Consider the following 12324-nt stretch of genomic DNA (forward strand, 5'->3'; position numbering starts at 1 on the left):
GTCACCAGTCCATGTGCATGAACCACAACGCCGCGAAGGCGTCGATGATGATCACCAGCGAGATCGTCTGCACCACGCTGGAGGTGGTGCGTTCGCCGACCGACTGCGCGGTGCCTTCCACCTTCAGGCCTTCCAGGCAGCCGATCAGGCCGATCACCAGCGCGAACACCGGCGCCTTGGACAGGCCCACCAGCATGTGCCGCACTTCCATCGTTTCGTGCATGCGCGCGATGTACATCTGCGGCGGGATGTCCAGGTCGAACGCGCCGACGGTGATGCCGCCGGCCAGGCCGGCGACCATCGCGATGAAGGTCAGCAGCGGCAGGGTCAACAGCAGCGCGACCAGGCGCGGCAGTACCAGCAGGTCGATGGGATCGAGCCCCAGGGTGCGCATCGCATCGATTTCCTCGCGTGCCTTCATCGCACCGATCTGCGCGGTGAAGGCACTGGCGGTGCGGCCGGCCAGCACGATCGCGGTCAGCAGCACGGCGAATTCGCGCAGGAAGGCGATGTTCACCAGCTCGACCACATAGATCTCCGCACCGAAGTCGCGCAGGATGGTCGAGCCGAGGAAGGCGATCACCGCGCCGACCAGATAGGACAGCAGCGCCACCAGCGGCACCGCATCCAACCCGACCTGTTCCATCTGGTGCACGGTCGCGGTCAGGCGGAAACGTCGGGGCTCCTTGACCAGGCGCGCACCCTTGACCAGGTTCTCGCCGAGGAAGCTGCACAGCGCCTTGATGTTGTGGCCGGTGGCATGGACGCTGACACCCAGCCGCTCCAGTGCCGCCAGTACGCCGAAGTCACGCTTCGGCTTCGGGCGGTCGTCGGCTACTTCCTCAATGGTGCACACCAGCGCCTGGTGGTCCGGGCGGAACTGCAACGCGTCTTCGCTGAGGTCAGCGCGATGGGCGACGCGCAGCACCTGCAGCACGCCGGCGGAGTCGAGCAGCTCGATGCCTGTGGCGTCGATGCCGGTCAGCTTGTCCGGAACGCCACGCAGCACTTCGGCCGCGGCCAGCGCGGTCTTCAGGGTCCAGTGGCCGGACAGCCGGATCAATCCCGGATCCTGAGCGTCCTGTTCGAGCTGGGGGGCGTGGGTCGGGGTCATGGGGGCCATTCGGGTCGCAGCATAACCGTTCTGAATTGCACGTCGCGTCGAACCAGGATGAATTTCTCCAGCGGAGCCTGACGTAGGTAATACTACGGCGCATGTCCGCAGACGCTCACACGATCCCCACGCCCCAGGCCACCTACGCGCAGCGCGTGGCCTTCGTTTCCGAGATCGCCGGCCGCCTGCACAGCTACGGCACAACGGCCCAGCGCCTGGAAGCGGCGGTGGTTGCCTTGGCCCGGCAGCTCGATCTGGATTGTGAACCGTGGTCGAACCCCACCGGCATCATCCTCAGTTTCAGCGATCCGGCGCAGGCCATTGGCTCCAGCGACATCACCCGGGTGATCCGCTTGGCGCCCGGCGAGAACGACCTGCACAAGCTCAGCGTGGCTGACGGGATCGCCGAAGAAGTGGCCAATGGCCGCATGAGCATTGCCCAAGGCCACACCGCGCTGCGCCAGCTGGACAAGGATCCGGGCCGGCGCGGCAAGCTGCGCACCATCCTGTCCTTCACCCTCGGTGCGGCCGGCGTGGCGGGCATGTGGAAGCTGCCGTGGCTGGACATCGCCACCGCCGGCGTCATCGGCCTGTTGATCGGCCTGCTCGGCATGGTCACCGACAAGCGCCCGGCCAGCCGGGAAGCGGCCGAAGCGCTGGCGGCGCTGCTGGCCGGCCTTGTCGCCACCGTGGTTGCCACGTTCGTGGGTGCCCTGAATCTCAACACGGTGATCATCGCCTCGCTGGTGGTGCTGCTGCCGGGCATGTCACTGACCAATGCGGTCAATGAACTGGCCAGCCAGCACTGGGTGTCCGGCACCGCGCGCTTTGCCGGCGCGTTGACCACGATCATGAAGCTCAGTGTCGGCGCGATGATCGCGGTGACCCTGGCCGATGTGCTGGGGCTGGACCCGATGATCCGTGCCTCGCGGCCACAGGGGCCGTGGGTGGAGTGGGGCTCGCTGCTGACGGCGGCGTTCGCCTTTGCGATGTTGTTCAAGGCCAACCGCCGCGACTATCCGTGGGTGATCGCCGCCTCGGTGGCCGGTTACGCGATCTCCAAATTTGGTGGTCATGCCTGGGGTACGCCCGCCGGCATCTTCCTGTCGGCGATGCTGCTGACCGCCGGCGGCAACCTGTTCGGGCGCGTGGTCGGCCGCCCCGGTGCGATCATCCGCCTGCCGGGCATCATCATGATGGTGCCCGGCAGCACCAGCCTGCGCGGCGTGCTGACCCTGGTCCAGCAACAGGACGTGGGCGCCGGCCAGAGCGTGTTCCTGACCGTGTTGAACGTGGTGATGGCGCTGGTCGCCGGCCTGCTGTTCGGCAACCTGTTGATGCCGGCGCGCAAGACGCTGTGACCAGGCAGTAGCGCCGGGCCATGCCCGGCGGATCGGGAAACCAACCGCTGCGCTCTCCGGGCATGGCCCGGCGCTACCCCCAAAAAAAACGCCGGCTTTCGCCGGCGTTTTTCATTCCTGCTGCAGCTGGCCTCAGGCCTTCTTGATCAGGAAATCTTCCGGCTTCTTGCTGCCCTTGGCGGTCAGCTCGGCCATCCAGCGCGGCTGCTTGCCACGACCGGTCCAGGTTTCCTTCGGGTTGGCCGGGTTGCGGTACTTCGGCGCAACCTTGCCCAGCTTGCGGCCGGCAGCCTTGGACGGGGCCTTGGTGGTCTTGGCGACCTTGCGCGCGCGCGGTGCGGGTTCACCACCGAACAGTTCCTCGATGGTGTAACCCTCGGTCTTGGCCAGCTTGCTCAGCTGGGCACGAACCTTGGTGATCGGGCGACGCTTGGCGACGATGGTCTGCTGCTTCTTGGCTGTGCGGATCAATGCGCCCAGCTCACGTGCAGACAGGCCGGTCAGGTCGATGCTCATCAACGATTACTCCAGAAACTAATTTAGGGACAGGGACGAGCCGGTCCGTGGCGTCGCAGGACAGAGTAATGATGAATTAATCCCAGCACAAACAGTTGCGGTCACCGTCTGTCGGCTGGCTGGCCCGGTTGCGACCATTTTGACCGGATTATGTCCGTTGCGGTTTTCCCGGGTCGGCCAGCCGCTAAAAAAAGACCGGGGTATACCCCGGTCTTTTCCGATCAGCCCTGCAGGCGCTGCAGCAGGGTGGCCTTGTCCAGGCTCTCCGCTTCGGCCGCCCGACGCGAGCGGTACTCGAAGGTGCCTGCGGCCAGGCCGCGCTCGCTGACCACCACGCGGTGCGGGATGCCGATCAGTTCCATGTCGGCAAACATCGCGCCCGGGCGCAGGCCGCGGTCGTCCAGTGCGGCATCCAGGCCGGCATCGCGCAGCTCCTGCAGCAGAGCTGCAGCTGCATCGGCCACGCCTGCGTCGCCCTTCGGATTGATCACGCAGACCACCACCTGCCACGGCGCCATCGCGTCGGGCCAGATGATGCCGGCGTCATCGTGGTTCTGCTCGATGGCTGCGGCGACCACACGCGAAATACCGATGCCGTAGCAGCCCATCGTCATTACCGCGGCCTTGCCATTCTCGTCCAGCACGGTGGCATCGAGCGCCTTCGCATAGGTGCGGCCCAGCTGGAACACGTGGCCGACTTCGATGCCGCGGGCGATTTTCAGTTCGCCGCCGTCCAGCGCACGATCACCGGCGCGCACGTTGCGGATATCGGCCACTTCCGGTTCGGCCAGGTCGCGGCCCCAGTTGACGCCGGCCAGATGGAAACCGGCCTCATTGGCACCGACGACGAAGTCGGACATCGCCGCCACTTCGCGATCGGCGACCACGCGGATCGGCTTGGCCGGGGCGACCGGACCAAGGAAGCCCGGCACGCTGCCGAGGTATTCGGCGATCTCTGCTTCGCTGGCAAAACGCTGCTCGTCCAGGCCAGCAACCTTGCCCAGCTTGATTTCGTTGACCTCGTGGTCGCCACGTACCAGCGCCAGCACGAACTGCTGTGCCTCGCCTTCGCCGGCGATCAGCGCCACCGACTTCACCGTACGCTGCAGATCGATGCCCAGCAGCGCGGCGACGTCTTCGCAGGTCTTCTGGGTCGGGGTCTCGACCTTGCGCAGCGCTTCGCTGGCCGCAGCACGCGCGGCCGGATCGGCGGCGATGGCCGCTTCCATGTTGGCCGCGTAGTCCGAACCGGTGGAGAACACCAGCGCGTCCTCACCGGAGTCGGCGATCACGTGGAATTCCTGCGAGGCGTCACCGCCGATCGCGCCGGAATCGGCCTGCACCATGCGGAAGTCCAGGCCCAGGCGGGTGAAGATGSGGCTGTAGGCCACCTTCATGTTTTCGTACTCACGCACGAGGTCTTCGTCGTGCAGGTGGAACGAGTAGGCGTCCTTCATCAGGAACTCGCGCGCACGCATGACACCGAAGCGCGGACGGATCTCGTCGCGGAACTTGGTCTGGATCTGGTAGAAGTTCACCGGCAGCTGCTTGTAGCTGGACAGTTCGCTGCGCGCGAAATCGCAGGCCGCTTCCTCGGCGGTGGGGCTGTAGCAGAAGGTCTGTTCCTTGCGGTCCTTGATCTTCAGCAGCTGCGGGCCGAATTTCTGCCAGCGGCCGGTCTGCTCCCACAGTTCCTTCGGCTGGATGGTCGGGATCTGGAATTCCACGGCACCGGCTCGGTCCATTTCCTCGCGGACGATGCGTTCGACCTTGCGCAGCACGCGCAGGCCCAGCGGCGACCAGGTGTACAGGCCGGATGCGAGCTTGCGGATCATGCCCGCGCGCAGCATCAGCCGGTGGCTGGTCAGCTCGGCGTCGCTGGGGGTTTCCTTGGTGGTGTGCAGGTGGAACTGGGAGAGGCGCATCGTCGGCTTCGGATTACGGCAGAGATACCTATTCTGCCAGCCCGGCCGGGGGAGGGGTATCGGCCGGGCTGCGCCCGGCACCCGCAGAGGCAACGGCTGGAGCAACGGCAATGGCAACAGCGGGGTTGCTGTGGGATGGCGGGGTGGGTCCGGTTGCGGGGGACGCCGTAAACCCATCCGTGGGGGCTTGGCCGCGGCATCCATGCCGCGGACACCCCCGCAACCGGACCCACCCCGCCTTCGACAGATTTCCGCAATCTGTCGGGATGGCATGGCCTGCTCTATGGCATGGCCTGCTCTTGGTGGGTGTCGACCTTGGTCGACACGAAGATCCGCGCCATGCGTGGATGAATCTCCGTCGAAATCGAATATTTCGACAATTGAACGTAGAACTCCACGCATGGCGTGGATCTACTGGCCACCGGGAAACTGTCGAAGACGGGGCGGTGTCGGATTGCGGGGTGTCAGCCGCATGGATGCGGCTGCCAAGCCCCCACGGATGGGTTTACGGCGTCCCCGCAATCCGACACCGCCCCGTCATCCCACGGAATGCCCGCTTTTGACGTTGACGTTGACGTTGATTCGGCGGGTGCCGGGCGCCGCCCGGCCGATCCCCCCTCAACCCGCCGGAGGGCAGTACGCCTTGATCGCCGCCTCGGCCAGGCCCTTCTGCGCGCTGCGCTGTTCCGGGGTAAGCGCGGTATCGGCCTTGCCATCGCCATCGGTGTCCTGCATCACCGGGCCGGTGCCTTCCAGCAGCGTCACGTTGGCGCGGGCGGTGCTGCATTGTTCCGGCACCGGCGCGGCGGCAGGCTCGGGGGCCGCGTCCGTCGCCGCTGTCCTGGCTTGGGCACGCGTCTCATACTTTGCCCCGGCCGGCGGCGTTTCCGAATACTGGGTCACGCCCTTGGCATCCTTCCACTTGTAGACAGGGCCGGCCAGCGCAGTGGTACTGGCCAACAGCAGCAGGCAACCCAGGCAGGACAGGGCACGCATGGCAAACTCCGCAGAATGGGCGTAGAACGCCGATTGCAGCATTGGCGCCGACCGCTGGCAAGTCGATTAAACTGGATTCCATGGACCCGATCACACCGCCGCCGCGCTCGCGCACGATTTACCTGCTGCCCAACCTGTTCACCACGGCTGGGCTGTTCTCTGGCTTCTACGCCATCATCGCCGCGGCCAACGGGGATTTCGTCAACGCCAGCATCGCCGTGTTCGTGGCGGCGGTGATGGACGGCCTCGATGGCCGTGTCGCGCGCCTGACCGGCACCAGCAGCGAGTTCGGCGTGCAGTACGACTCGCTGGCCGATCTGGTCAGCTTCGGCATGGCGCCCGCACTGGTGATGTATCACTGGTCCCTGTCGGAACTGAAATACGACGGTGAACTGGTCGGTCGCCTCGGCTGGGCGGTGGCGTTCCTGTACGCCGCCTGCGCGGCGCTGCGCCTGGCGCGCTTCAATACCCAGGTGGCCGTTGTCGACAAGCGCTGGTTCGTTGGCCTGGCCAGTCCGGCTGCCGCTGGCCTGATGATGTCCTTCGTCTGGGCCTTCGCCGATGGCACGCTGGGCTGGAACGGCAACGAGCTGCGCTTCGTGGCGTTGGCGGTGACCCTGGTCGCCGCACTGTTGATGGTCAGCCGCATCCGCTTCTGGAGCTTCAAGGGCGGCGCGGCCAAGCAGGGCGCGCGCTCGGACCGTGTCCCGTTCCTGGTGCTGGCACTGGTGCCGATCGCCATCGCCATCGCGGTGATCGACCTGCCCCGCGTGCTGTTCGTCGTCGGCATCCTGTACGCCCTGTCAGGCCCGGTGATGTGGGGCGTGCAGCGCCTGCGCAAGAAGCCCGAGGCGGCGTGAGCCAGGACCTGCCCGTGTTGTGGTCCCCGGCCCAGCAGGCGTGGCTGCAGGCCATGGGCTACACCGTCTATCACGACGGCCAGTTGGCCGCCGAAATGGACGCGGCACTGCAGCTGAGCGTGGCTGAAGCCGCAGCATCGGCACCCGTGCCGGTCGAGGCGACGCGCGCGGCTCCACCTTCGATGCAGCACGCACCCAGCCAGCGTGGCGCGGCGCCGGAGCCTCGGCTCGAGCGCGCGCCACCACGCACTGCCGTGCCGGTAGCGGCGCCGGACACCGTCCCGGCTGCGGCCCGTCCGCTGCCCACCGGCAACGCGCGCCAGCCGCTGGTGCGCCTGCCTGACCGCCTGCAGATCGCGCTGTTGCGTGCCTCGGGCTGCAATCCCAACGACCCCGCCACCCAGGCACTGATGGACAGCTGGCCGCTGGAGCAACTGCGTCGCGACCCCGCAGCCAAGCGCGAGTTGTGGCCGCAGCTGCGCGCGCTGCGCAAGGGCGGAACCGCATGAGTGCGGTCAGCCAGCCCGGCCCGGTGGCGCTGCGTGCGCTGCGCGAGAGCGATCTCAACGCGGTGATGGCCATCGAAGTGCGTGGCTATCCCTATCCCTGGACCCGCGGCATTTTCCTGGATTGCCTGCGTGCCGGTTACCCCGGCCTGGCCATGGAGCGCGATGGCCTGTTGATCGGCTATGGCGTGCTCAGCCTCGCTGCCGATGAAGCACATGTGCTGAACATCTGCATCGATCCGCTGGTGCAGTCGCGTGGGCTCGGCCGCCAGTTGCTGCGTGCGCTGGTCCGCCTGGCCGGTGATCGAGGCGCGCAGCGGGTATTCCTGGAAGTGCGTCCGTCCAATACCCCGGCGCTGGCGCTGTATCACAGCGAAGGCTTCAACGAGATCGGCCGGCGTCCCCGCTACTACCCTGCTGCGCAGGGGCGCGAAGATGCGCTGGTGATGGCGATCGAGCTGGTGGACGGCGAGCTGGAGACAATGCCGCCGCTGTAATCGGCGTCGCGTGGCCGCTGCGCTCGCCGGGCATGGCCCGGCGCTACCGATGCGTTGTTTACGCCAACCGCAGCGCCAGCACGCCAGCCACGATCAGCGCGGCCGCCACCCAGCGTGCACGCGGTACCCGCTCGCGCAGCAGGAACACCGAGATCAGCAGCGCGAACAGGATCGACGATTCGCGCAGCGCCGACACCATTGCCACCGGCACCTGGGTCATCGCCCACAGCGCCATCGCATACGAGGCGGTGGTACCGATGCCGCCGGCCACGCCCAGCGGCCAGTGCTGGCGCGCATACGCCAGCAGCTTGCCGCGCTGCCGATGCAGCGCCCACAACGGCAACGGAATGCCCGACAGCAGGAACAGCCACAACGTGTAGCTCAGCGCATTGCCGGACAGTCGCGCACCCTGCGCATCGACCAGGGTGTAGGTGGCGATCATCGCCGCCGTCAGCAACGGCAGCCGCAGCTGACCGCCACGTGCGCCGCGGGCCATGCACAGGATGCCGCCACTCACCAGAAGGACACCGAGCCAGGCCGACGGCGGCAGGCGTTCGCCGAGCACGGCGCCGGCCAGCGCAACGAGGATGGGCGCGCAACCACGCATCATCGGATACGCCAGGCTCATGTCGACCTGTTGGTAGCAGCGTGCGACCAACGCGTAGTAGGTCACCTGCAGCAGCGCCGAGACGGCCAGCCATGGCCAGCTTGCGGCGGTGGGCATGGGCAGCAGGGGCAGGGCGATGGCCGACAGCAGTGCAGCGCTGCCGGTGACCAGCACCGTGCCGAGGAACTTGTCCGGCCCGCGTTTGACGATCGCGTTCCAGCTGGCGTGCAGTGCGGCGGCGGCGAGGACCAGCAGGAAGATGGAAAGCGGCATCAAGCGATGATGCCAAAAGACAGGGGGGGGTGCCGACCTTGGTCGGCACATCGTTTTGCATGGCAGGTGCCAACCTGGGTTGGCACATCACAGCGGTGCGGACCAAGGTCCGCACCCACCCGGGAGGCGTTACAGCTTCGCGCGCTGTTCGCGCAGGCCGGCCAGCTGGTTGTTCCAGTCGACCAGGCGCACGCGTTCCTGCTCGATCACCGCCGGCGGAACCTTGTCGGAGAACTTGGCCAGCTTGGTCTCGCTCTTCTCCTGTTCGCCTTCCACGCGCTTGATCTCCTTGTCCAGGCGCGCGCGCTCGGCATCGAGATCAACCAGGCCTTCCAGCGGCACCAGCAGCTTCAGCTCACCGACGATCGCGGCGGCGGCCGGCGGCGCACTCTGTGCGTCGGCCAGCCACTGGATGCTGTCCAGCTTCAGCAGGAACGACAGCGAAGCGCTGAAGCGCTCGATGCGCTCGCGGTCCTGGCTCTGCCCGGCATGTTCCTGGCCGGCCAGCAGGCGCAGCGGCACCAGCTTGGACGGGGCAACGTTCAGTTCGCTGCGCACGCGGCGCACCGCACTGATCACCGCCTTCAACCATTCCACGTCGGCCTCGGCCTGGGTGAAGTCGCCCTCGAATTCGGCGGCGGTCGGGTACGGCCGCAGCGACAGCGTGGTTTCGGCCAGGCCCAGGCGCGGTGCCAGCTGCTGCCACAGCTGTTCGGTGATGAACGGGGTCAACGGGTGCAGCAGGCGCAGCAGCGCTTCCAGCACGTACAGCAGGGTGTGGCGGGTGCTGTCGGCGTCGGCGGCATCGGCGCCGTTCAATGCCGGCTTGCTCAGCTCCAGGAACCAATCGCAGAACTCGTTCCAGGCGAATTCGTACAGGCACTGCGCCAACAGGTCGAAGCGATAGGCGGCGAAATGACCCTGCGCTTCGGCGGTGGTAGCGGCCAGGCGCGAGAGGATCCAGCGCTCGGCATCGGTACGCGGCGTCGGCACGCCGGTGAACGCCGCACCTTCGGTGTTCATCAGGGTGAAGCGGCTGGCGTTCCACAGCTTGTTGCAGAAATTCTTGTAGCCCTCGGCGCGGTTCATGTCGAACTTGATGTCGCGGCCATGGGTGGCCAGCGCGGCGATGGTGAAACGCAGCGCATCGGCACCATGGGCGGCGATCCCGTCCGGGAACTCCTTGCGCGTGGCCTTCTCGATCTTCTCGACCATGCGCGGCTGCATCAGCCCGCCGGTGCGCTTGGCCACCAGATCATCGATGGTGATGCCGTCGATGATGTCCAGCGGGTCGAGCACGTTGCCCTTGCTCTTGGACATCTTCTGGCCCTGGCCGTCGCGGATCAGGCCGGTGAAGTAGACGTCCTTGAACGGGATCTTCCCGGTCAGGTTGTCGGTGGCCATGATCATGCGCGCCACCCAGAAGAAGATGATGTCGAAGCCGGTGATCAGCACCGACGACGGCAGGTAGCGGTCGAAACCGCGCTCGGCCATCGCCTGCTCGTTCGGCCAGCCCAGGGTGGAGAACGGCCACAGCTGCGAGGAGAACCAGGTCTCCAGCACGTCGCTTTCCTGGCTCAGCACGACGTCGCTGCCGAGATTGTTCTTCGCCCGCACCTCGTCTTCGCTGCGGCCGACGTAGCAGCTGCCGGTGGCGGCATCGAACCATGCGGGAATGCGGTGGCCCCACCACAGCTGGCGGCTGATGCACCAATCCTGGATGTTGGTCATCCAGTGGCGGTAGGTGTTGATCCAGTTCGGCGGCACGAAGGAGATGCTGCCGTTCTCGACCAGCTCCAGGCCACGCTTGGCCAGTTCGTCCATCTTCACGAACCACTGGTCGGTCAGGTACGGCTCGATCACCTGGCCGGTACGGTCGCCGCGCGGCACCTGCAGCTTGTGTGCCTTGGTCTCGACCAGGATGCCCAGGTCTTCCAGTTCAGCCAGCACGGCCTTGCGCGCGTCGTAACGGTCCAGCCCCTGGAAACGTTCCGGCGCGTTGTCGTTGATCGCGGCCACCGGCGTGAACAGGTTGATCATCGGCAGGCTGTGGCGCACGCCCACCTGGTAATCGTTGAAGTCATGCGCCGGGGTGACCTTGACCACGCCGGTACCGAACGCACGGTCCACGTAGTCATCGGCGATCACCGGCACGCGGCGGCCGGTCAGCGGCAGCACCACGCTCTTGCCGATCAGGTGCAGGTAACGCTCGTCTTCCGGATGCACCATCACCGCGGTGTCGCCCAGCAGGGTTTCCGGGCGGGTGGTGGCGACCACCAGGTAATCGCGGGTTTCGCGCAGGGTCTCGACGCCGTCGGCATCGCGCTCGACGTGCTCGTAGCTCAGGCCTTCATCCAGCTGGTAGGCGATCGACCACAGGAAGCCCTCTTCCTCGGCGCTCTCCACTTCCAGGTCCGAGATCGCCGTCTTCAGCACCGGATCCCAGTTGACCAGGCGCTGGCCACGGTAGATCAGGCCCTGTTCGTGCCAGCGCACGAAGGCTTCGATCACCGCTTCGGACGGCTGCGGGTCCATGGTGAAGGTGCTGCGCGACCAGTCGGCCGAGGTGCCCAGGCGGCGCATCTGCCGTTCGATGATGTCACCGGACTGCTGCTTCCACTCCCACACCTTGCCGATGAAGCCCTCGCGGCCCAGCGAATCGCGGGTCTCGCCGTTGCCTTCCAGCGCCAGGTTGCGGCTGACCACCATCTCGGTGGCGATGCCGGCGTGGTCGGTACCGACCTGCCACAGCGTGTCGTAGCCGCGCATGCGGTGGTAGCGCACCAGCGCATCCATCAGGGTCTGCTGGAAGGCATGGCCCATGTGCAGGGTGCCGGTCACGTTCGGCGGCGGCAGCAGGATGGTGTACGGCTCGCCCTTGCCGGACGGCTTGAAATGGCCGGCCTTCTCCCAGGCCTCGTAGAGGTCGGTCTCGAAGGACTTCGGGTCGTAGCTGGAGGCGAGTTGGGTCATGCGGGGGAACCAGTCATCAAGGCGGGAAGGGAGATCAGCGCGACCCGAGGGTGCGCCGGATCTTCTGGTCGGTGTGGTACTGGCTGACCGAATAGGCAGCCCAGATCGCGGCGGGCAGCCAGCCGATCAGGGTGATCTGCAGGATCAGGCAGACGATGCCGGCAAACGGCCGGCCGATGGTGAAAAAGGACAGCCAGGGAAGAATCAGGGCGATCAGCAGGCGCATCAAGGGGTCCTCGCAGGGCTTACATGTCGTGCTTGTTCAGGTCGTAGCCGGCGGTCTTGTACTGGCGCCAGCGCTCGCGCAGCGGTTCGCGCGCTTCCGGATCGGCCGGGACCACTTCCAGCACGCGCTCGCACTGGCCCAGCCAGGGTTCGTCGCGCAGGTTGATCACCAGCGGCCGCACGGGCGCCTCGCCGCCGGGCGGGGCGATCAGTACCAGGGCTTCTTCCTCGTCCACGTCCTCACCTACGATCTGGTGCGGAATGTAGGCATCGTCGTCGAATGACCAGAGAAGTTCGTCAAGTTCTTCGGCCTGGGCCTGGTCGCGGGCGAGGACCAGGATGAACAACCCGGCGTCGTTGGCCTTGCGCGCCAGCTCGCAGACCAGGCGCAACGGCTCGGTCAGGAAACGGGGCTTGGCGATCAGGTAGAAGTCGGCGCGGGGCATGGCGGCATCCAGGTGAGGCAGGTGC

General features: G+C 66.6%; 11 protein-coding genes and 1 pseudogene. 4 read left to right on the forward strand and 8 right to left on the reverse strand.

From position 1 onward, the window contains the following. Position 1: 1 nt before the first annotated feature. On the reverse strand, positions 2–1123 hold the full coding sequence (locus tag AC1DCU_RS17375; protein ID WP_177177018.1) for an MlaE family ABC transporter permease: 1122 nt from the start codon (positions 1121–1123) through the stop codon (positions 2–4). 92 nt (positions 1124–1215) lie between these two features. Between AC1DCU_RS17375 and AC1DCU_RS17380 the strand changes: the two genes are divergently transcribed. Continuing rightward, positions 1216–2475, forward strand: a complete 1260-nt coding sequence (locus AC1DCU_RS17380; protein WP_025878492.1) for a threonine/serine exporter family protein — start codon at positions 1216–1218, stop codon at positions 2473–2475. A gap of 138 nt (positions 2476–2613) precedes the next feature. On the opposite strand, the pseudogene AC1DCU_RS17385 reads toward AC1DCU_RS17380, so the two are convergent. From AC1DCU_RS17385 to AC1DCU_RS17395, 3 genes and pseudogenes are all read right to left on the reverse strand, one after another. Next, a pseudogene (locus AC1DCU_RS17385) lies at positions 2614–2991 on the reverse strand (H-NS histone family protein); the annotation flags it as partial. 221 nt (positions 2992–3212) lie between these two features. Continuing rightward, the gene (locus AC1DCU_RS17390) at positions 3213–4916 is read right to left on the reverse strand and encodes a proline--tRNA ligase (protein WP_478014232.1); all 1704 of its coding nucleotides are present in this window, start codon (positions 4914–4916) and stop codon (positions 3213–3215) included. A 618-nt stretch (positions 4917–5534) separates the two neighbouring features. After that, positions 5535–5912: a DUF4124 domain-containing protein gene (locus tag AC1DCU_RS17395; RefSeq protein WP_025879366.1), complete on the reverse strand. Its 378-nt coding sequence runs from the start codon at positions 5910–5912 to the stop codon at positions 5535–5537. A gap of 80 nt (positions 5913–5992) precedes the next feature. Here AC1DCU_RS17395 and pssA point away from each other — a divergent pair, with 80 nt between their 5' ends. From pssA to rimI, 3 genes are read left to right on the forward strand one after another with little or no spacing between them, the layout of a single operon-like run. After that, a complete protein-coding gene (gene pssA / locus AC1DCU_RS17400) occupies positions 5993–6772 on the forward strand; it encodes a CDP-diacylglycerol--serine O-phosphatidyltransferase (protein WP_025879365.1) in 780 nt (259 codons plus the stop codon). Next, positions 6769–7281 (forward strand): hypothetical protein, encoded by a 513-nt coding sequence (locus AC1DCU_RS17405; RefSeq protein WP_442252313.1) that lies wholly within the window; start codon positions 6769–6771, stop codon positions 7279–7281. Before pssA ends, AC1DCU_RS17405 begins: the two co-directional genes overlap by 4 nt. Beyond that, a complete protein-coding gene (rimI, locus tag AC1DCU_RS17410) occupies positions 7278–7775 on the forward strand; it encodes a ribosomal protein S18-alanine N-acetyltransferase (protein WP_032952160.1) in 498 nt (165 codons plus the stop codon). Before AC1DCU_RS17405 ends, rimI begins: the two co-directional genes overlap by 4 nt. Before the next feature lie 58 nt (positions 7776–7833). Here rimI and AC1DCU_RS17415 read toward each other — a convergent pair whose 3' ends face one another. From AC1DCU_RS17415 to AC1DCU_RS17430, 4 genes are all read right to left on the reverse strand, one after another. Next, positions 7834–8655, reverse strand: coding sequence for an EamA family transporter (locus AC1DCU_RS17415; protein WP_025879362.1), 822 nt, complete (start codon positions 8653–8655; stop codon positions 7834–7836). A gap of 129 nt (positions 8656–8784) precedes the next feature. Continuing rightward, the gene (locus tag AC1DCU_RS17420; protein WP_478014235.1) at positions 8785–11628 is read right to left on the reverse strand and encodes a valine--tRNA ligase; all 2844 of its coding nucleotides are present in this window, start codon (positions 11626–11628) and stop codon (positions 8785–8787) included. 34 nt (positions 11629–11662) lie between these two features. Further along, positions 11663–11854, reverse strand: coding sequence for a YqaE/Pmp3 family membrane protein (locus AC1DCU_RS17425; protein ID WP_025879360.1), 192 nt, complete (start codon positions 11852–11854; stop codon positions 11663–11665). 19 nt (positions 11855–11873) lie between these two features. Continuing rightward, on the reverse strand, positions 11874–12299 hold the full coding sequence (locus AC1DCU_RS17430; RefSeq protein ID WP_442252315.1) for a DNA polymerase III subunit chi: 426 nt from the start codon (positions 12297–12299) through the stop codon (positions 11874–11876). Between the last annotated feature and the right edge of the window lie 25 nt (positions 12300–12324).

This window comes from Stenotrophomonas sp. 10L48 (assembly GCF_056395105.1).